Origin of the sequence: Halomonas sp. HMF6819 (assembly GCF_044335525.1) — a bacterium.
Taxonomy (GTDB): domain Bacteria; phylum Pseudomonadota; class Gammaproteobacteria; order Pseudomonadales; family Halomonadaceae; genus Vreelandella.
Genome location: NZ_JBIQVY010000009.1, coordinates 1 through 20,772 on the forward strand (window position 1 = coordinate 1; position 20,772 = coordinate 20,772).

The window sequence follows — 20,772 nt, forward strand, 5'->3', positions numbered from 1 at the left end:
CTAAGCGGCGAGGAATTGATAGCCGGCGGCGCGGGGCCGGCTATCAAGGCACGTTTGCTTAAATCTCGACCGCGCGGCCGATGTACTCGATAGGGCCGGTGGGCAGGCCCGTGGGCGAGCCGGTGGCGTCTTCCATGGTGAGCTCGAAAAGCTGGTTGTCCTCGAGCGGCGGCAGATCGTCGAGATTCAGGCGGATGGGCTCGCCGGGCTCGACCAAGCCAAGCGACACGGGCCGCTGCCAGTCGTCGGCCTTGGTCCAGAACTCCAGCGCCTTGCCTTCCGGCACCTCGAACGTGCCCAGCGGGATCAGCTCGATCTGGCGGCGGTTGGCCGCCTGCACCACCCAGCCGGCGGACTGGTTCTGCGGCGCCAGCAACACCACCATGTACTCCGGTGTGGCAGGACCCAGCGGCTGCAGCAGCAACAGCGCGGCCATCAGGATCGTGGCGGCAACGCCTACCCCGGATACCGCGCGCCAGAAGCCAAGGCGCTGCCAAGGGCTGGATGCCTGGGCGGGAGGATTCGACGCCGGGGCCGTGCTTGACAGCCCCGGCGCGGAGCGGCGCTCGTCGAGGCTTCGCTGGATGCGCGGCCAGAGAAAATCGCTCGGGGTTAGCGGCTCGGTCAGCGCGTTGTAGGGGAAAAAGCGCTCTTCCCAGTCACGAACCGCTTGTTGAAGGGCCGGGTCGTTTTCCAAGCGCGCCTCGAACGCCTGGCGCTCGGTAAACGTCAGCGTGCCGAGAACGTACTCTCCCGCCAGGGCGTGGTTGTCATCGTGTTGATCGATGGGGTTCATGCCAGACACTCCCTTAAACGCACCAGGCTGCGCTTGATCCAGGCCTTGACCGTGCCCAGCGGCGCGCCGGTATGAGCGGCAATTTCTGCATGGCTCAAGCCATCGACATAGGCTTGAAGCACACAGTTGCGGCGTTCGACGTCGAGCTCTCTCAAACATTCGTCCATTCGCTGGCCGGTTTGCCAGTCGAAGGCGTCGACGCTCTGCCCTTCCGGGCGCCTCATGTCCTGCTGTTCGAGGGTATCCGGCTCGACCTCGTCATCGCGCCTGCCGTGGCGTCGAATGGCGTTGAGCGCCAAATGACGGGCGATGCTGTAGATCCAGGTACGGGCGGCGCCCTTTTGCGGGTCGAAGGTATCGGCGCGCTGCCAGATCGCTAAAAAGGCGTCGTGGACGATGTCTTCAGCCATACCGCGCTCCTTGACGATACGCTGAACGACCCCGAGCATCCGTGCGCCTTCCTGGCGATAGAGCGCGTGAAGCGCTTCGTGGTCACCGTCGGTGCAGCGTCGTAGCGTCTCGGCGACATCGAATTCGTTGGTTCTCTCGGACACAGCCATGCTCCCTCGTGACGCGCCGGCTCATTTCCCTGTGCGCGGAGGTAGCATAACGAGTAAGGGCCCGCTAAACGAGCCCTTGATTCAACTGAGGCGGGCCGAACCCTCCTCTCTGCTTCTTATGGCGCGAGACTTACTCGGCCATGAAGAAGTTGTAGTCCGCCTGGTAGGTGACGATGGCGGTCGCGCCTTCGTGGTCGGCGTTACACTCCGTGTCCGGGGCGACGCCACCTTGGGTGTTCAGGCGCTGAATGTAGCTTACGCCGGTCATCGCGCCTTCACCCTCTGCCGGGTTGGCCTCGACCAGTTGAAGCGGAATGTTGCCTTCGCCGTTATCGGCGGTCGCAAGCTGGGTGCCGGTCACTTTAGAGCCGTCCAGCGCTTCCCAGGTGGCGGGCGGGCCATAGTAGCTGCCGACCTGGTTGCCGTCGCTGTCGTTGAGCGCCGCGCTCGGGCCCTTGAATACCCACGCCACGTCGCCGGAATCGTTGGTTTCACACATGTATTTGATCGCGCCAACGCCGACGGTTTCGAGGGCGACGGTGTGGCCGTCCGGTACCTGGACGTCCTCTGGCGTTTGCGCCAGAGCAGCGTGACTGAAGGTTGCCATCAGGGCGGTCGCCAGGGTAGCACGCGTTAGATGTTGAATAATCATTTCAGTCTCCTTAAAAGTTATAGTCAGCCGCTTCATTCTTGACGGCTGTATAGGGGATACACGCGAGCCTCCCGTTTGGATGCACTTTTTTTAAATTTTTTTGGCGCGCCGCACGCTATCCGCTTTTGGGCCTTTTCTTTTATAGTCAAAACAGCGTCTTAACCCATCAAGAAAACAGGGCCGTCAACGTGGCGTCATGTTGCTTCGCTACGCTCAATAACACCCCACCGCCTGTTTTGCCTTTGGAGTCCCGCATGGCTTTACCCAAACCGCCGTACACCCTGTCACGCCGCACCTTTCTGGGCGGGCTTGCCGCCTCCTCCTCGCTGATTCTGCTGCACCCTTTCGCAGCGCACGCCTCACCCCGTCAGGCGCACCTTCGGCTAATGGAAACCACCGACATCCACGTCAACGTGCTGCCCTACGACTACTACGCCGACCAGCCCAACGACACCATGGGGCTTGCCCGCACCGCTTCCTTGATCGATGCGGTGCGCGCGGAATCCACCAACGCGATGCTGATCGATAACGGCGACTTCCTTCAGGGCAACCCGATGGGCGACTACATCGCCTACGAGCGCGGTATGCGAGAAGGCGACCGCCACCCGGTGGTCGACGCCATGAACGTGCTCGGCTACGACGTCGCCACCCTGGGCAATCACGAGTTCAACTACGGTTTGGACTTCATGTTCAAGGTTTTGAATGGCGCCAACTTCCCGTTTGTTTGCGCCAACCTGACCCGCGGCGCCCTGGCAGCCAACCCCCGCAACGACGACCTGTTCCTGCGGCCTTATCTAATCAAGGAGAAGACGATCATCGATGGCGCCGGGCGCACCAGTACCGTCAAGGTGGGCTTCATCGGCTTCGTGCCACCGCAGATCATGGTGTGGGATGAAAAGCATCTTGCCGGGTCGGCCAATACCCGCGATATCGTCGAGGCCGCCAACGCCTGGGTGCCGGTCATGAAGGAGGAAGGCGCGGACATTATCGTGGCGCTGTCACACTCAGGGATAGACGGGGCGCGCCCGAGCGAGCGCATGGAGAACGCCTCGCTCTATCTGGCAGGCGTCGAGGGGATCGACGCCATCTTCACCGGGCACCAGCATTTGGTCTTTCCCGGCCCCACCGACTTTCAGAACATCGACGGGGTCGACCCGCAGCGCGGCACGCTGATGGGCAAGCCAGCAGTCATGGCGGGCTTCTGGGGCTCGCACATGGGGCTAATCGATCTACTGCTCGAACGCGACGGCGACCGCTGGCGCATCGTCGACTTCACCACCGAGGCGCGGCCGATCTATCACCGCGATGAAAGCCGTGAGGTGGTCCCCACCGTGACTTCCAGCGCCGCGGTCACCGCCGCGGTTAGCGAGGAGCACCAGGCCACGCTCGACTATATCCGCACGCCGGTCGGGCGCAGCGCGGCGCCGCTCTACTCTTACTTCGCGCTGGTCGCGGACGACCCCTCGGTTCAGCTGGTCGCCAACGCGCAGATCTGGTACATCAAGGAGATGCTCAAAGCCGGCGAGTACGCGGACCTGCCGGTCCTCTCCGCCGCCGCGCCGTTCAAGACCGGCGGCCGGGGTGGGCCCGACTACTACACCGACGTGCCAGCCGGCGATATCGCCATCAAGCACGTGGCGGATCTGTATCTCTACCCCAATACCATTCGCGCCGTGGCCATCACCGGTGCCCAAGTGCGCGAGTGGCTCGAGATGTCCGCCGGCATGTTCCACCAGGTGCCCGAGGGCGCCGACGACGCACCGCTTCTCAATAAGGACTTCCCCTCCTACAACTTCGATGTGATCGACGGCGTGAGCTATCGCATCGATCTCTCGCAGCCCGCGCGCTACACCGCCGAAGGCGAGCTTGTAAGCCCGGAGGCGCACCGCATCGTCGACTTGGTCTTCGACGGCGCGCCGATCGACCCGGATCAGCGGTTCGTCGTGGCCACCAACAACTACCGCGCCGGCGGCGGCGGCAACTTCCCCGGTATCGACGCGGATGCGGTCATTTTCGTTGGGCCGGACACCAACCGCGACATCATAGTGCGCTATATCGTCGAGCAGGGAACGGTCGACCCGGCGGCGGATTTCAACTGGTCGTTCAAATCAATGCCGGGCACGACGGCGCTGTTCGACACCGGGCCCGGCGCCCAGCGCTACCTCAGTGAAGTAGCGCAAACCACCGACATCGAGGCCGCCGGGAACGGTGACAACGGCTTCGCGCGCTACCGCATCAGGCTTTAAACACGCCACGCGGCGCTTGGCGACGACGGCCTTCGAGCATTAACGAAAAAGGGGCGCGGCGCCCATGGCGCCCCGCCCCTTTCTCTTGAATGCCTGTCTTACGCGTGCCGCCCGAGGTCTGACCTCGGGCCAAAACGATTACTGCGCCGCTTTCTGCATCGCCAGCGCGGTATCGAGCATGCGGTTGGAGAAGCCCCACTCGTTGTCGTACCAGGCCATGATCTTGACCAGCCGGCCGTTGACGCGGGTGTGGTTGGCGTCGAAGGTCGAGGAGTTCGGATCGTGGTTGAAGTCGATCGACACCAGCGGCTGGGCGTTGACTGCCAGCACTTTCGAGCTTGCCGCGGCCTTCTCGACGATCTCGTTGATCTCGGCCTTGGTGGTATCGCGGCCCGCGGTGAAGGTCAGATCCACCAGTGACACGTTGATCACCGGCACGCGTACCGCCAGGCCGTCCAGCTTGCCGTCGAGTTCCGGCAGCACCAGCCCGACCGCCGCGGCGGCGCCGGTCTTGGTCGGAATCATCGAGTGCGTGGCGCTACGCGCGCGGTAGGGGTCCGAGTGGTAGACGTCGGACAGGTTCTGGTCGTTGGTGTAGGCGTGAACGGTGGTCATCAGCCCGTTCTCGATGCCTACGGCGTCGTTGAGCGCCTTGGCCACCGGCGCCAGGCAGTTGGTGGTGCAGGAAGCGTTGGAGACGACGGTGTGCTCGGCGGTGAGGATGTCATCGTTGACCCCAAACACGACGGTGGCGTCGGCGTCCGGGCTCGGCGCCGAAATCAGCACGCGGCTGGCGCCGGCTTCAATGTGCTTGGCGGCGGCGGCGCGCTTGGAGAAAAGCCCGGTGCACTCCATCACCAGCTCCACGCCGAGCGCCTTCCAGGGCAAGTTGGCCGGGTCGCGCTCGGAGGAGATCGCGATGCGGTCGCCGTCCACGGTGATGCTCTCGTCATCATGCTCGACGGCGAAGGGAAAGTGGCCGTGCACGGTGTCGTGGCGCAGCAGGTGGGCGTTGAGCGACGCTTCGCCCAGGTCGTTGATCGCCACGACCTCGAAGCGGTCGCGGTAGCCGTTTTCGTAAAGCGCGCGCAGCACGTTGCGGCCGATACGACCAAAACCGTTAATGGCAATCTTGATGCTCATGAGACACCTCGTTTGGCAGATAAAAACCGCGTTTGAAACCGGTCGAAAATTGGAAGAAGGCAAGCGGCAACGACATCGCCAATTCAGTAAAAAAATTACAAAAAAGTGAAATATCCGCGTAATTAAAGCCGATTATGTCGCATTCAGGCGCTCTTCGCCGTTAGTCCTTCGAATATGTAGTAAAATTACTATAAAAACGTTATCCTGGTCCAATCATTAATCGTGGAATTCGGCCCGCTTTTTCGCCGCCCGGCGAGCGCCGTTCAGGAGACGCCCCCAATGAGCAACAACGCCCCCGCCCTTCCCCTGCGCCGGACTAAAATCGTTGCCACGTTAGGCCCCGCCAGCGACCGCCCCGGCGTGCTCGAAGCGATGATCGAGGCAGGGGTCGACGTCGTGCGGCTCAACTTCTCTCACGGTGCAAAGGAAGATCACCAGCGCCGGCTTAAAGCGGTGCGTGAGATCGCCGCGCGCCTGAACAAAAGCGTAGCAGCGCTCGGGGACCTGCAGGGCCCGAAAATCCGCATCGCCCGCTTCAAGGATGGCCCGGTCAACCTCAAGGTCGGCGACGCCTTCGTGCTGGACATGGCGCTGGATAGCCAGGAAGGCACCTCCGAGCGCGTGGGCTGTGACTACAAGGCGCTGATCGATGACGTTGCCCCCGGTGATCGGCTGCTGCTCGACGACGGGCGCGTGGTGCTCGACGTAAGCGCCATTCAGGGCCAGCAAGTGCACACCACGGTGCACGTGGGCGGCAAGCTCTCCAATAACAAAGGCATCAACAAGCAAGGCGGCGGCCTTTCCGCCCCGGCGCTGACCGAAAAGGACAAGGAAGATCTGAAAAGTGCGGTCGAGATCGGCGTCGACTACCTGGCGGTGTCGTTTCCGCGAAGCGCAGCGGACATGATCGAGGCACGCGAGCTGCTCGGCGAGGCCGGCCGTGAAATCGGCCTGGTCGCCAAGCTAGAGCGCGCCGAAGCGGTGGCCAATGACGAAACGCTCGACGGCATCATCGAGGCAAGCGAGGCGGTCATGGTCGCCCGCGGCGATCTGGGCGTGGAGATCGGCGACGAAGCGCTGATCGGCACCCAAAAGCGCATCATCAAGCACGCCCGTTCGCTCAACCGCGCGGTGATCACCGCGACTCAAATGATGGAGTCGATGATCGAGTCGCCCTTGCCCACCCGGGCCGAGGTGTTCGACGTGGCCAACGCCGTGCTGGACGCCACCGACGCGGTGATGCTCTCCGCCGAAACCGCTGCCGGCGAGTTCCCGGTGGAAACCGTCGAAGCGATGGCGCGGGTATGTCTGGGCGCCGAGCGCGAGCGTCTGGCCCAGTCGTCGAATCACCGCATTCACGAAGGCTTCGAGCGTATCGACGAAACCATTGCGCTATCGGCGATGTACGCCGCCAACCACCTGACCGGCGTGCGCGCCATCGCCTGCATGACCTCGACCGGCTATACGCCCTTGATCGCTTCACGCATCCGCTCAGGGCTGCCCATCGTGGGCCTGGCCCACAGCCCGATCGCGCAGCGGCGCATGGCGCTTTATCGCGGCGTGGTCTCGATTCCTTTCGATACCTCCAACATGGAGGCCGCCGAGGTCAACCGCGAGGCGCTGGCGCTACTCAAGGCCTACGGATTGGCGCGCGCCGGCGAGCATGTCATTCTTACCCGCGGCGATCACATGAACGCCCACGGCGGCACCAACACGATGAAAGTGCTCGCCTTGGAGGAGTGATCCGTTAAACGACCCCGTCTTGCCCTGGTTTGATTAGAAGTTGTCTTGAATAGAACTTGCTTGATTAAAAAAAAGAACAGGAGTGATTCATGTCTGACGCGCGCCCACCCCGCCAGGCCTCGCGCACGCTTTCCGCTCAAAAGCGTATCGCGCTGATTGCCCACGACGGCAAAAAAACCGAGCTGATGGAGTGGGCGACGCGCTGGCAGCAGACCCTGCGCCGGCATACGCTGCTGGGCACCGGCACCACCGCCGGGCGGCTCAAGCAGGCGCTCGGCCTGGAGGTCGAAGGGTTGATGAGCGGCCCGCTCGGCGGCGACCAGCAGATCGGCGCGCGCCTGGCCGAGCAGCGCCTGGACATGCTGATCTTCTTCTGGGACCCCTTTGCCCCGCAGCCCCACGACCCGGACGTCAAAGCGCTCTTGCGCCTGGCCGCGCTCTGGAACGTGCCGGTCGCCTGCAACGCGGCCAGCGCCGATTTCATGCTCTCCTCACACTACATTGACGAGGAGTACGCGATGATGATTCCCGACGCCGAGGCCTGGGCCCAGGCCCGCGCGCCAGAGCGGGCCGAGTGACCCGCCCACGCTTCTTTCTCTAGCGCCTAACGGGTGCGCAGCTGGCGCGGCACCACCTGCTGGCCGGCGTCCGCGCACCCTGCGATTGCATCAAGTGCGCACTCCAGCACTCGCCTGGCCATCGCATCGTGATCCTGGGCGACGGTGTTGACCGGCTGGGGCAGGAAATCGAGCAGGCGATGATCGCCGAAGGTGGCGAGCCTGACGCGCTCGGACAGCCCGCCTTTCGCCAGATAATGATCGAACACGCCTTCCAGCAGCGTATAAGAGGCGGTCACGATGGCATCCACCGGAGCGTTTTCCCGCTCGAACGCCGCCAGCCGTTCGGCGCCCTCGCCGCGCTCGTAGCGGCTGGCGCAGAGTATCTGCCCCTCTATTTCGCGCTCGGCCAGCGCGGCCTCGAAACCGGCGCGCCGGTCGCGGCTGATCGAAAGCCCGGGCATTGCCTCCATCCAGAGAATCCGTCTGGTCGTCTCATTGATCACCGAGCGTGTAAGCTGGCGCGCCGCTTCGAAGTCATCGCTCACCACGCTTGCAAAGCGCGCCGGCGACAGCCCCCGGTCCACCCCGACGATACGCGCTCCGTCACGGGCGAGCTCCGGGTAGAATGAATCGTCCTGACTTAAACAGCTTGCGGTGATCAGCACGTCGCAGCGCCGGGCGCGCAGCGCCAGGGCGAGCTGGCGCTCGCTTTCCGGGCAGTCGTCGGAGCTGACCACCAGCAGCTGGTAGCCTTTTTCGCGGGCGCCGCGCTCCAGGCGCTTGGCCAGGCGCGCGTAGCTTACGTTTTCCAGATCCGGCACGATCAGCCCAAACACCCGGCTCGCCCCGCGCCGCAGCGCCGCCGCCTGGGGGTCGACGTGATAGCGGTGCGCTCGCACCACGCTCATCACCTTCTCGATGGTCGCCGCGCTGATGCGGCGCTGTTCGGCCTGGCCGTTGATCACGTAGCTTGCGGTCGTGCGCGAAACGCCGGCCAAACGTGCGATGTCGGCAAGTGTCATGTCGTGTCCTCACAATGTGCCGTTGAGTGTATCAGCGCCTTGACTAAGCCCCTACCAACGTCTAAAAACACACCCCTTGTACCTTCGGGTGAATCGTTTCAGCATAGCGTCATCGAGAATAGCATTACGCGAGGGTGAGGTGTACGCACCGCGCCTGCCCGCTTTAAAGGAGAATTCAATGCTCACACTTGGCCCTCACGATATCCTGCCGGGTTGCCAGGCAAGCGACTGGCACGCCGCGCTTGACGCCGCCGCAGATGCGCTGATCGAGGCGGGGCTGGCCGCCCCCGGCTACCGTGACGGGCTGCGCGCCCGCGAAGCCCAGTCCTCGACCTACCTGGGTAACGCCATTGCCATTCCCCACGGCACCCCGGACAGCCGCGAGCACGTGCGCCAAACCGGCGTGCGCGTGCTGCAGTTTCCGGACGGCGTCGAGTGGCACGACGGCCACCGCGTCCACGTGTTGGTGACCATCGCCGCGCAAAACGACGAGCACCTGAACATTCTGCGAGCCCTTACCCACGTGCTGGACCGCGACGGCGTGGCCGACGCCCTGGCAAGCGCCAGCTCGCGCGAAGAGATCGCCGCGCTGCTCGCCAAACAGGTGCCGACTCCAAAGCTCGATAGTCAGACGCTGTGCCTAAAGTTTCCCGCCCAGGGCGTCAGGGAGCTGGCGCTGGCCGCCGCGGCCAGGCTCTACCAGAGCGATTTGGTGGACAACGCCTTTATCGCCGCGATTGCCGAGAAGCCGCCGATGTGGCTGGGCAATGGCTACTGGCTGACAAGCCACGCCAGCGCCTCCCTCACCCCGGCGCTGGCGCTCGCCACACCGGCAGACGCAACGCTTGAAGACGACGGCCACCCGGTGCACGCGCTTTTTTGCCTGGCGGCCAACGCCGACTACCATTTACCGCTCCTGGCACAGCTCGATACGCTGCTGGAGAACGTCGAGAGCCACACCCTGGCCGGCGCCGATACCGCCCGGGCGCTTTCGCTGCTGGCCGGTGAAAATGCCGCCACGCCGACCCGGCGCGTGCGCGTGCTGAACCCCCACGGCCTGCACGCCCGCCCGGCCAAACAGCTGGTGCAGGTGGCGCGCAGCCAGCCCGTGCCCGTTCAGGTGCGTCTCGAAGAGGGAAGCCCGGCCAGCGTTTCGGCGGCGAGTTTGACCAAGGTGATCGGCCTGGGCGCCCGGCGCGGGCAGTGGCTGACGCTCTCTGCCACCGGCGACGGCGCCGAGGCCGCGCTCGAAGCGGTGGTCGGCGCCATCGAAGCGGGCCTGGGCGAGAAGGTCACGCCTTTTGATGGCGGTATCGCCGCCCCCACCGCCCTCGAGCATGAGGAAAAAGCGGCGCCCGCGCTTGCCCCGGATACGCCCCACCAGGGCGTGGCCGCCTCCCCCGGGCTTGCGATCGCCCCGGTCTTCGTACTGCGCGCGCCGCAGTTCGACTACCCGGAAAACGCCGCGGATGCCGACATCGAGCGCGAGCGGCTGTGGCAAGCGATCGAGCAGAGCAAGGCCCAGCTTGGCACGCTGGTGCGCAACGCCGCCGGCGGCGACGTGGCCGACATCCTCTCGATGCACGCCGAAATGCTCGACGACCCGGAACTTCATCACGCCGCGAAGGACGCGATTTCTGAGGGCCGCTCCGCCGAAGCGGGCTGGTGGGAGGCGATCGACACCGCCGCCCACGCCCAGGAAATGCTGGCGGACCGGCTGCTGGCCGAACGCGCCGCGGATCTTCGCGACGTAGGCCGCCGCGTGCTCAGCGTGCTGTGCAATTTCGAGCTTCCCGAGCCGCCGGCGCACCCCTACATTCTGGTGACCGAGGATGTCGGCCCGTCGGACGTGGCGCGGCTGGATACCTCGAAAGTCAAAGGCCTTCTGACCGAGCGCGGCGGCGCGACCGCCCACAGCGCGATTCTGGCACGCGCGCTGGGCATCCCTGCGGTAGTGGGCGCCGGTCGCGCGGTAATGGCGCTGGGCAACGCCAGCATGATGATTCTCGACGGCGACCGCGGCCGTGTGACGCCCTCGCCTTCCGAGGAGCGCCTGAGCCGCGCCGAGCAGCAGCTGCTGGACCTTCAAGCGCGCGAGGCCGACGCCTGGGAGCGGCGCTTCGAACCCGCTCAGACCCGCGACGGTCACCCGGTTGAAGTGGCCGCGAACCTTGGCAATACGCTGCACGCCGAGGACGCGGTCGAGCGCGGCGCCGAAGGCGTGGGCTTGCTACGCACCGAGTTTCTGTTCATGGCACACTCGAGCGCCCCGGATCTGGCCACCCAAACCGCCGAATACCGCCAGGCGCTCGAGGCGCTGGCCGGGCGCCCGCTGGTGGCGCGCACGCTGGACGTTGGCGGCGACAAGCCGCTGCCCTACTGGCCGGTGCCCCAGGAGGATAACCCGTTTTTGGGCCTGCGCGGCATTCGCCTGGCCCTGACCGAGCCGCACGTGCTCGAAACCCAGCTGCGCGCGCTGTTAATGGCCGCCGCCCCGGACGCTCAGGGCAACGCGCGCCCGCTTCGCATCATGCTGCCGATGGTCAAGGACGTCGCCGAGTTTCGCGCGGTTCGGGCGATCTTCGACCGCCTGCTGACCGACATCCCCGAAGGCGAGCGCGCCTCCAACGTGCAGCTTGGCGTGATGATCGAGATTCCCTCGAGCGCGCTGCTCGCGCCGAGCCTGGCCGCCGAGGTCGACTTCTTCTCGATCGGCACCAATGATTTGACCCAATATACGCTGGCGATCGACCGCGGCCACCCGGCGCTTTCCGCCGACGCCGACGGCCTGCACCCGGCAGTGCTGCGCCTGATCCAGATGACCGTCGAGGCCGCCCACGCCCAGGGCAAATGGGTGGGTGTGTGCGGCGAGCTTGCCTCCGACGCCGCCGCCGTGCCGGTGCTGGTGGGCCTTGGCGTCGACGAGCTGTCGGTCACTGCCCGCCAGGTGCCGCTGGTGAAAGCGCGGCTTCGCGAGTTCGATCTCGATGAGGCCAAGCGCTGCGCTCAACTCGCGCTTTCAATGGCAACGGCGGGTGACGTGCGCGACGCGCTGGAGGCGAACTGATGGCGCGGATCATGACGCTGACGCTCAACCCGGCGCTGGATCTCGCCTTCGCCCTCGATGAGCTTGCGCTGGGCACGGTCAACCGACCGCACCAGGCCCAGCTCGACGCTGCCGGCAAGGGTGTCAACGTGGCCCGGGTGCTGGCCGGGCTCGGCCACGAGGTGATCGTTGGCGGCTTTCTCGGCGCCGATAACGACGGCCCGTTCGAGCGCGCCTTCGAGCAGCTGAAAGTAACGGATGCGTTTCTGCGCGTACCCGGCGAAACCCGCATCAACGCCAAGCTCGCCGAAAAAAGCGGCCGGGTCACCGACGTCAACGGCCCCGGCATCGCGGTGGACGCAAAGGCCATCGCCGCGCTGATCGCCACCGTGGAAAACGCGCACAAGGCCGCGCCGCTGGACGCGCTGGTGCTGGCCGGCAGTTTGCCGCCGGGGCTCGACCTCGACGCCTTTGATGATCTTTTACGCCGGCTCATGGCCACCGGCGTGGCGCTATGGGTCGACACCAGCAACGCGGCGCTCGAGCGCGCCATCGACATCGCCCCGGCGGCGGTCAAGCCCAACGAGCTCGAGCTTGCCGACTGGGCGGGTGAGCCGTTAGACACCGCCGAGCAGCGCCTAAAGGCGACCCTGCGCCTGCACCAGGCGGGTATCGATCAGGCGCTCCTTTCCGCCGGCGAGCACGGCGTAACCTGGGTTAACGCCCAGGGCGCCTGGCGCGCTACCCCGCCGCGCGTTCGCCCGGTCAACACCGTGGGCGCCGGCGATACGTTCGTGGCCGCCATGCTGCACGGTTTGCTGAGCGAGTGGCCCCAGGAACAGACCCTTCGCTTTGCAACGGCGCTTTCCGCGGAGTCGGTGCGTCACCCAGGCGTTGGCGACCCCAATGCCCGCGACTTTTCAACCCTGGAACAAGAGACTCACGTCGAGCGCCTGCACGCCGGTAGTCCCGAGGGAGCCTTTCAATGAACGTTATTCTGATCACCAACTGCCCAAGCGGCATGGCGACCACCTTTCTTGCCGCCCGGCGCCTCGAGCAGGCCGCCAAGCGGCTTGGCTGGCAGGCGCACGTCGAGATGCACGGCGAACTGGCCCCGGTCGAGCGGGCAAACGGCGAGCAAATCGATGCCGCCGACCTGATCGTAGTGGCCGCCGAGCACGTGCCCGAGCCGGCCCGCTTTGAAGGCAAGCGGCTCTATCACGGCAGCATTCGAGAGGCGCTGCCGGACCCGGCGGCATTTCTCGCCACCGCCAAGCGGGAAGCGCCGCTCTACGCGCCGGCGCCTGCCGCCGCAGAGCCCAATGAAAGCGCTGCCACGAACGCCAGGCACATCGTGGCAGTCACCGCCTGCCCCACCGGCGTTGCCCACACCTTCATGGCCGCCGAGGCGCTTAGCGAGGCGGGCCGCGGGCTTGGCCACGCGATTCGCGTGGAGACCCAAGGCTCGGTCGGCGCCCAGGACCAGCTTTCTGAGCAAGAGATCGCTGAAGCCGACGTGGTGATCCTCGCTTGCGATATCGAGGTCGACCCTACGCGCTTTGCGGGCAAACGGGTCTATCGCACCTCGACCGGCACGGCGCTGAAAAAACCCCAAGTGACCATCGAAGCGGCGCTGGCAGATGCCAACGTGGAAAACGGCGCGGCCGCCCCCGCCTCCAGCCAGCCCAAAAGCCTCAAAGAGAAAGGCGTTTACAAGCACCTGCTCACCGGGGTGTCGTTCATGCTGCCGATGGTGGTGGCGGGCGGGCTGATTATTGCGCTGTCGTTCATGTTCGGTATCGAGGCGTTCGAGGAACCCGGGACGCTGGCCGCCGCGCTGATGCAGATCGGCGGGAGCGCCATGGGGCTGATCGTGCCGGTGCTGGCGGGCTATATCGCCTACTCCATCGCCGACCGGCCGGGCATCGCGCCGGGGCTGATCGGCGGGATGCTCGCCGCCGATATTGGCTCAGGCTTCATCGGCGGCATTCTCGCCGGTTTTCTGGCGGGCTACGTGGCGCTGGCACTCACCCGCGGCGTGAAGCTTCCTTCGAGCGTGGAGTCGCTCAAGCCCATTCTGATCATTCCGTTCGTAGCGAGCCTGATCACGGGGCTGGTGATGGTGTACATCATCGGCGAGCCGGTTGCCACGCTGCTGGCAGCGCTCGAGAACTATCTCGAGTCGCTGGATTCGACCAACGCGGTCATCCTTGGGCTTTTGCTGGGCACGATGATGTGCGTGGACCTTGGCGGGCCGATCAACAAGGCCGCCTACACCTTCGGGGTGGGCCTAATTGCCTCGAACACGCTTGGCCCGATGGCGGCGGTGATGGCCGCGGGCATGGTGCCGCCGATCGGTATGGGGTTGGCAAGCGTTCTGGCACGCTACAAGTACGCGCCCGCGGAGCGTGAAGCGGGTAAGGCCTCCTTCGTACTCGGGCTTTGCTTTATTAGCGAAGGCGCGATTCCCTTTGCCGCCAAGGACCCGCTACGCGTGATTCCCTGCTGCATCGCCGGCGGCGCGGTCACCGGCGCGCTTTCCATGCTGGTCGGCGCCAAGCTGATGGCACCCCACGGCGGCATCTTCGTGCTCTTGATCCCCGGCGCGATCACCCCGGTACTGCTGTACCTCGGCGCGATCATCATAGGTTCGCTGATCACTGGGGTAAGTTACGCCTTCCTGAAGCGCGGCGCGGCCCAAGTGGCCGTGGCAAGCTAACGGATTAGCTCACCGCAGGTGACACAAAAAGCGCCTTGAACGTGTTTTATTACGTTAAAGGCGCTTTTTTTTGGCGCGCACGTTGCCAACCCTCGCCGGACATGTAGTATTTTTACATTATAAAAAGATCTGCGCTTCGCCGCACTCTGCCTCAACAAAAAGGATTCGCCGTTCCATGTTTCAGCTTACCCGCAGCGTTACCTGGCAGGCCCTCGAGCGCCTGCGTGATAAAACCCATAACGACCGCATTCGCGACTACTTTGCCAAGGACACGCAGCGCTTCGAGAAGATGAGTTTGCGCGTCGGCGGGCTGTTTCTGGACTACTCCAAGCATCACGTCTCCGACGAGGTGCTGACCAAGCTTTTGGAGCTTGCCGACCACTCCGCGCTGGTTCAGCGCCGCGCGCAAATGTTCTCTGGCGATATCATCAACGTGACCGAGAACCGGCCGGTACTGCACACCGCGCTTAGAAACCCGGGCGACGAGCCGGTGTACGTGGACGGCGAAGATGTCATGCCCGAGATCACCCGCACCCGCGAGCAAATCAAGCGCTTTTCCGAGGCGGTGAGAAGCGGCGAGTGGAAAGGCTACAGCGGCAAACCCATCAAGGACGTGGTGAACATCGGCATCGGCGGCTCGGATCTTGGCCCCAACATGGCGGTGCGCGCGCTGCTGAAATACCGCCACCCCGAGATGCACTTTCACTTCGTCTCCAACGTCGACGGCACGCACATTCAAAAGGTGCTCTCGCGCCTCGACCCGGCCACCACGCTGTTTATCGTCTCGACCAAGACTTTCTCGACCCAGGAAACGCTGCTGAACGCCAAGACCGCCCGGCGCTGGTTTCTGGAAAACGCGGGGGAAGACGCCGACGTGGGCGCGCACTTCATCGCCGCCTCGACCAACCGTAAAGCAGCCATGGAATTCGGCATTCGCGAAGAGAACGTGTTCGAGTTCTGGGCTTGGGTGGGTGGGCGCTACTCGATGTGGTCATCGATTGGCCTGCCGATCGCGCTCTCCATCGGCTTCGAGGGCTTTATCGAGCTTTTAGAAGGCGCCCACGAGATGGATCGCCACTTCATCGAGGCGCCGTTTGCCGAGAACATGCCAGTGCTCATGGCGTTGATCGGCATCTGGTATATCAATTTCATCGGCGCCGAAACCCAGGCCATCGTGCCCTACGATCAGGCGCTCAACCAGTTGCCCGCGTTCTTGCAGCAGCTCGATATGGAGTCCAACGGCAAGTCGGTGGATATCTTCGGCCACCCGGTGAACTACAAGACCGGGCCGATCGTCTGGGGGCAAACCGGCTCCAACGGCCAGCACGCGTTTTTCCAGCTGCTCCACCAGGGCACGCGCTACGTGCCGATCGACTTCATCGCCTCACTCAAGCCAGAGCCCGGCATGGAAGAGCATCACTTCGCCCTGCTCACCAACATGCTTGCCCAGGCCAACGCCTTCATGGAGGGGAGCCAGAGCGCAGGCCAGGAGCTCAGCCAGGACCCCTACAGCTGCCCCGGCAACCGCCCCTCCAGCACCCTGCTGCTCGACGAACTCACGCCGAAAAACCTCGGCGCGCTGATCGCGCTTTACGAGCACAAGGTGTTCGTTCAGGGCGTGATCTGGAACATCAACTCCTTTGATCAGTGGGGCGTACAGCTGGGCAAGCGCATTGCCGGTGAGATCAGCGAGCGTATTGATACCAATGCGGCGGACTTTGATGCGTCTACGCAGGGGCTTTTGGAACTGGTGAGGGGACATTTTCCGGCGAGCGGTGCTATGGAGAATGGCCAAGCTGAAAGTGGTAAAAAGGCCGGAAAGAAGAAAGGGTAAGCTGATAAAACCGTTTTAAACGATGGCACGCAAAATGCCTTGGCAAACGCCAAGGCATTTTACTACTCGTGTGAGTAGAGCCTGCACTACTCGATGTATCGGTTTTTACCGGGTCTGATCTTTACCTCCTGAATTCAATATTAAGTGCAGTACTTACGGTTTTTAGCGTTTTAGAACACCTTCAGAATAATTTTTAGGTGATCCTAAATAAATGTGATAACGCTTTGCTCACCAGTAAATTAGGAGCGCAGCGAGTAATTCATCCGCGTACAGCAACTTGTTAGGGCATCTTTGGCAAACCAATTAAATCGAGAATCTCATTTCGATCTTGCCTAGAAAGCCAAATCTGAAAGCTTTTATCCACAATACTAAGGCGCAAATTAGTTTGATCGTAATCTAAAACCATTGGCTTTATATCTTTCTTAATCTGCAAAGAAGCTAATGACTGCAAAGACTGAGTAACGTTACCTGAGTTAAGCTCACAGCCTCTTGGGTGTTTCTCTTGTAATATACTTCTAATCTCAGCCTGCTTAAATCCTTTCTCTAAATGCTCCTCATCCGCAGTCAAAACTGGATAAAGTAACCACTTATGCATTTCGAGCGTTGTATCCTGAAAGCCTTCTGAAAATTGAGTAAGAAAAGAATTAAATCTACCGCCTTGTTGGTTAACGACATGACTCACGAGATCTAAACACATTTTTTTATTACCAATTTCTTTAAACTCTTGCTGTGTCTTGAGTACTTTATTTTTCACACAACATTGATGGCACGTTTCTTGAACGATATACACGCTCTCATAACATGTTGCCAGCAACTCTTCTCTAAACTCATCACTAAATGAGATGTTGAGCAAAGCTGAACCGTCCGAAATTACTTTTTCAAGTTCTTCTCTATTCCATTTATCTGCATTGATTGGCAGCAACCGTCCTGTTAAGTCACCGTTGTATACACTAAGGCGATTCTCCTCCAGCCATACACCAATAATAATAAAGCTTAAATCTGAGTTCTCATGGAATGCTTTTAATGCAACCGAGAAATCTTTCTGCGTCTCGACAGGCAAATAGTGAAAGTCTTCCAGAACTATGAATTTATTAAAGCCTATTTCCTGCAAAGCAGAAATAATATCGTTAACGTCAAGCGGATCTAGTTCAAGAGGAGATTTCTTTACCCCTTCTTCTTGAGTCCTTTCTGTTTCAGCTCCTCCTTCAGCCGCCGCGCCAAAAATTCCCGCTTTTATCTTCGCAAATATTTTCTGCTTACCTGAAGTTGCCATAGTTGTAGAAACAGTTAGCTCATAACCCGCCTGCTTCAAAATGGCTTCATGTATGTGGTCCAATCCCCACTTATTAGAACAATGCACAACAATACATTCATCCTCTCTCAAACAGTGCTTTCTTAAGGAGGTTTTACCTTGTTTAGAGCTTCCATAAATTACCAGATGCTGGCGCCTTGCCAGGTTATCAATAAGCACTGTATCAGCAGCTTCACGCTCAACGTAATTTAGAGGGAGATCTCGATTAATTCCGAACACTTCATCTACAAAATATTCTTTTTCTATCAAAATCATTCTCCTGTAATTGCTTCACCGGCTGGCACCATAACAGTAATTATACGAAATTCAGTTTAGATCTATAATTAGGGAATCTTGAGTTTTATCAGAGTCATCTCTTAGTTTAGAAAAAGACCTGTTAATTATTTTATTGTGGTAGTTAGCCATCCATCTGATTTTTGCTTTTGGCTCTTCTTTTCCAGATTTCATTGATTTTTTAAGTAGTTCCACAATGCTGTCTCTGTGAGCGAACAGTACGTCTTTACAAGATATATTGTTTGATCTCTCAGCCTGAAATAGGTGCGGCAGGTAGTCAAGAATCCATTGCCCATCTTCAGCCCGATCTAAATACTCAAAAATGTCAGATTGCATTTGCGTCCAAGAAGCACTTCCTACTTGAGAAACAATAGGATTATCTCCGTTATTTAAAGTAAGGAATTCATCTATTAATATCCTAGGGTATCGTGCTAATGATGACTCGATGGCATACGCTCTATTGAATGCTGGCCCAAAAACTCTACCTTCTCTGACACAAACATCACCATAAGTTAAGCCACCTCTAATGAGTATGCCATTGCAAACTAGATTTCCTTGCATAAGAGTTAGAGAACTAAGTTCTCCGAAGTAGCCACGGGCAATACTCAGTTCATCTTCTCCACTGGCAGGCTGAATTCTAATAATAGAATCGGAAAACTGGATTACTATTGGTAGTGCCAAATCTTCTGTATGTTCAGCAGCTCTCATCTGTGGCAAGCTTGAGAATAACGACATAGCATCAAGCTTTTGGTTAACAATATCCGGAGGTTCATTTTGAATTATATCCCTAAAACCCAGTATATCTATGAAAGTGACAAAAGCCTTTGTATACCCATTTCCTAAGTCACGAAAACTGGTTGGAAAGCAATCTTCAAATTCTATTTCTTTAGTACTCAATCTAGAACTCCGTTCTATGCATAGAATTCGTATAACAGGGATTATATACCCGGCTGCATAACCTAAATGAACGTGCTGGCGCTTTCATTTAGGTTATGCAGCCGCCTGGATCAAATTTATCTCATTGAGCCTATTACTAGCAAAGCAAATTTTGTCTGCCTATCCAAAATTCGCGTGTCTTCTCGCTTTGCCTGATGCTTATAATTGTGGGTTGCGATCAGCGACCTTGCCGCCGCGCCAGAGCCCTACTGATTAGCGGCGAGGCTGACTCAATAAGTAGTTGAGATGCGCGCGCACTTCTGGCCACTCTCCCCTGCGCAGGCTATACATCACCGTGTCACGAATAGTGCCATCGCGACGCAGCTTATGCCCGCGTATCACACCATCCTTTTTCGCGCCCAAACGCTCAATGGCACGTTGGCTTGCATAGTTGAAGTTGTCGGTGCGCCAGCCCACCACGTTACAACCCAACGTATCGAACGCATGTGTTAATAGCAGCAGCTTGCAGGTGGTATTGATATGGGTACGCTGCGCGCGTTTGGCATACCAAGTGAGGCCAATTTCCAACCGTTTTACTTCAGGCAGGATATCGTGATAGCTGGTCGTGCCCAGCACGCTACCGCTGGCTTCATCTATAACGGCAAAAGCAAAGCGATGGCCTACCTCACGGTCTTTCAAGGCAGTTTCAATAAAGCCGCGTGTTTCATCAGGTGAAGGCACCGGTGTAACGCGTAGATTCCATAACTCGCCATCGGCGGCTGCGGCGCGCAGGCGCGCTTCGTGGTCGTGCGTTAGTGGCTCAAGTTTTACACCGTGCGCAGCAAGGATGACGGGGTTAACGTAAGTTATATCTTTCCAGTTCCTTGGCAGTGGGGAAAACGATTGGCCCTGATCTTATTAAAGTTAACATCGAAATAGTCGATAGATTCTATTAATAAAAAGAGGGCTCGGCCATGAAGATCGGATTTTCCAACCTGATGATGATCAATACTCGCCGTGAGCCTTCAGCCGGGCCGAGCGCGGCGCGGGTAACAGGCCAACCCCTGTCAGTGGCTGCTCTCAACACGGACGACCCTCAGACTAAACGGCTCAAGAAACAGAAAGAAGCGTTTGAAGCGCTGGCGTCGCTGCCAAGCCCCAAGGAATCGGCGATGCAGAATGCGTCGCAAAAGGTGGGCTTTTTGAAGCAGCGGCTGGAGTCGCTGAAAGCGCTGATGCGCTTTGCCTCGCCGGAACAACTCAAGGCCATGGCCAGTGAACTCAAATCCATTGCCCGGGAGATGGGGGCGGCGGCGCGCCAGCTAAGCGGTGCAGGCGGTGGCGCGGGCGCCGGCCCCACCATGACGCCCACGGTCAACGCAGCCCAAAGCGGCCACGCCAGCGTATCGGTGCCGCTCGACGCGAACGCGCAAAGTGAGGTAAGCAGCGTCGAGAGCGATATCGACGCCGCCAACGCGACGCTCGAAAGCGCCGAGGCGACCACCACCGAGGAACCCACCAGCGACAGCGAGCGGCTTGAAGCGCAGGAGCAGGAGCAGGAGCGCAAGGAGTCGCTCGAGCCACCGGATGTGTTAACGCAGGCGCCCTCTTTCTCGCCGCCAGGCGCCGAACGTTCCACAACCATTAGCGCAAGCGAACACGCGCTGCGCTCAATTCTGACCGATGCGAAAAAGGCGTTTCAGGAGGCGGCCAGCGAGCTAAAGATCTACCTGCACGAGGAGCAGAAAGAGGCACGCCGTGAACTCAAACAAGCTGAAGAAGAGATGGACAAGGTCGACCATTCGCTCGCCAAGGCAGAATCCCACGCGCTCTACTCGACCCTAGGCCAGCTGCTGCCGACCTCGACAGCCAATGTAGCCACGGCCTCGGTCAGTATCGATATCAAAGTGTAGCGGCGCCATCGCGCATCAACGGCCACACCTCGAAGCGGGACGATCTCACCGCACTCCGAGGTGTGGCCGTGCCGCTT

At 60.7% G+C, this 20,772-nt stretch carries 16 protein-coding genes; 8 read left to right on the forward strand and 8 right to left on the reverse strand.

The annotated features are described in order from the left end of the window. Positions 1–58: 58 nt before the first annotated feature. The 3 genes from ACGLWX_RS17405 to ACGLWX_RS17415 all read right to left on the reverse strand — a co-directional run bounded on the left by ACGLWX_RS17405 (position 59) and on the right by ACGLWX_RS17415 (position 2,008). Positions 59–796, reverse strand: coding sequence for an anti-sigma factor domain-containing protein (locus ACGLWX_RS17405; protein WP_396241626.1), 738 nt, complete (start codon positions 794–796; stop codon positions 59–61). Next, positions 793–1,350, reverse strand: coding sequence for a sigma-70 family RNA polymerase sigma factor (locus tag ACGLWX_RS17410; protein ID WP_396241628.1), 558 nt, complete (start codon positions 1,348–1,350; stop codon positions 793–795). Before ACGLWX_RS17410 ends, ACGLWX_RS17405 begins: the two co-directional genes overlap by 4 nt. Positions 1,351–1,486: 136 nt before the next feature. Continuing rightward, the gene (locus ACGLWX_RS17415; protein ID WP_396241630.1) at positions 1,487–2,008 is read right to left on the reverse strand and encodes a DUF3455 domain-containing protein; all 522 of its coding nucleotides are present in this window, start codon (positions 2,006–2,008) and stop codon (positions 1,487–1,489) included. A gap of 254 nt (positions 2,009–2,262) precedes the next feature. Between ACGLWX_RS17415 and ACGLWX_RS17420 the strand changes: the two genes are divergently transcribed. Beyond that, the gene (locus ACGLWX_RS17420) at positions 2,263–4,254 is read left to right on the forward strand and encodes a bifunctional 2',3'-cyclic-nucleotide 2'-phosphodiesterase/3'-nucleotidase (RefSeq protein WP_396241632.1); all 1,992 of its coding nucleotides are present in this window, start codon (positions 2,263–2,265) and stop codon (positions 4,252–4,254) included. 138 nt (positions 4,255–4,392) lie between these two features. On the opposite strand, the gene gap is transcribed toward ACGLWX_RS17420, so the two are convergent. Then, positions 4,393–5,397, reverse strand: coding sequence for a type I glyceraldehyde-3-phosphate dehydrogenase (gene gap / locus ACGLWX_RS17425; protein WP_396241634.1), 1,005 nt, complete (start codon positions 5,395–5,397; stop codon positions 4,393–4,395). 279 nt (positions 5,398–5,676) lie between these two features. Here gap and pyk point away from each other — a divergent pair, with 279 nt between their 5' ends. After that, on the forward strand, positions 5,677–7,140 hold the full coding sequence (gene pyk / locus ACGLWX_RS17430; RefSeq protein ID WP_396241636.1) for a pyruvate kinase: 1,464 nt from the start codon (positions 5,677–5,679) through the stop codon (positions 7,138–7,140). 89 nt (positions 7,141–7,229) lie between these two features. Next, entirely contained in the window at positions 7,230–7,718 is a 489-nt protein-coding gene (locus tag ACGLWX_RS17435; RefSeq protein WP_252109688.1) for a methylglyoxal synthase, read from the forward strand. 26 nt (positions 7,719–7,744) lie between these two features. Here the strand turns inward: ACGLWX_RS17435 and cra are convergent, their stop codons facing one another. Further along, positions 7,745–8,722: a catabolite repressor/activator gene (gene cra / locus ACGLWX_RS17440; RefSeq protein WP_396241638.1), complete on the reverse strand. Its 978-nt coding sequence runs from the start codon at positions 8,720–8,722 to the stop codon at positions 7,745–7,747. 178 nt (positions 8,723–8,900) lie between these two features. Here cra and ptsP point away from each other — a divergent pair, with 178 nt between their 5' ends. The 4 genes from ptsP to pgi all read left to right on the forward strand — a co-directional run bounded on the left by ptsP (position 8,901) and on the right by pgi (position 16,321). Beyond that, positions 8,901–11,789, forward strand: a complete 2,889-nt coding sequence (gene ptsP, locus ACGLWX_RS17445) for a phosphoenolpyruvate--protein phosphotransferase (RefSeq protein ID WP_396241640.1) — start codon at positions 8,901–8,903, stop codon at positions 11,787–11,789. Beyond that, positions 11,789–12,757 carry a 1-phosphofructokinase gene (gene pfkB, locus ACGLWX_RS17450; RefSeq protein ID WP_396241642.1) on the forward strand — a complete coding sequence of 323 codons (969 nt, stop codon included), beginning with the start codon at positions 11,789–11,791 and terminating at the stop codon, positions 12,755–12,757. The genes ptsP and pfkB overlap by 1 nt, the downstream gene beginning before the upstream one ends. Further along, the gene (locus tag ACGLWX_RS17455) at positions 12,754–14,487 is read left to right on the forward strand and encodes a PTS fructose-like transporter subunit IIB (RefSeq protein ID WP_396241644.1); all 1,734 of its coding nucleotides are present in this window, start codon (positions 12,754–12,756) and stop codon (positions 14,485–14,487) included. The genes pfkB and ACGLWX_RS17455 overlap by 4 nt, the downstream gene beginning before the upstream one ends. Before the next feature lie 175 nt (positions 14,488–14,662). Beyond that, positions 14,663–16,321, forward strand: coding sequence for a glucose-6-phosphate isomerase (gene pgi, locus ACGLWX_RS17460; protein WP_396241646.1), 1,659 nt, complete (start codon positions 14,663–14,665; stop codon positions 16,319–16,321). 280 nt (positions 16,322–16,601) lie between these two features. Here the strand turns inward: pgi and ACGLWX_RS17465 are convergent, their stop codons facing one another. The 3 genes from ACGLWX_RS17465 to ACGLWX_RS17475 all read right to left on the reverse strand — a co-directional run bounded on the left by ACGLWX_RS17465 (position 16,602) and on the right by ACGLWX_RS17475 (position 19,673). Continuing rightward, complete coding sequence (locus tag ACGLWX_RS17465; protein WP_396241648.1) at positions 16,602–17,882, reverse strand: hypothetical protein; 1,281 nt, start codon at positions 17,880–17,882, stop codon at positions 16,602–16,604. A gap of 57 nt (positions 17,883–17,939) precedes the next feature. Further along, positions 17,940–18,803, reverse strand: a complete 864-nt coding sequence (locus ACGLWX_RS17470; protein ID WP_396241650.1) for a hypothetical protein — start codon at positions 18,801–18,803, stop codon at positions 17,940–17,942. A 252-nt stretch (positions 18,804–19,055) separates the two neighbouring features. Continuing rightward, positions 19,056–19,673, reverse strand: a complete 618-nt coding sequence (locus ACGLWX_RS17475) for a GNAT family N-acetyltransferase (RefSeq protein WP_396241758.1) — start codon at positions 19,671–19,673, stop codon at positions 19,056–19,058. An 83-nt stretch (positions 19,674–19,756) separates the two neighbouring features. Here ACGLWX_RS17475 and ACGLWX_RS17480 point away from each other — a divergent pair, with 83 nt between their 5' ends. Then, positions 19,757–20,695 (forward strand): hypothetical protein, encoded by a 939-nt coding sequence (locus ACGLWX_RS17480; RefSeq protein ID WP_396241652.1) that lies wholly within the window; start codon positions 19,757–19,759, stop codon positions 20,693–20,695. Positions 20,696–20,772: the final 77 nt, after the last annotated feature.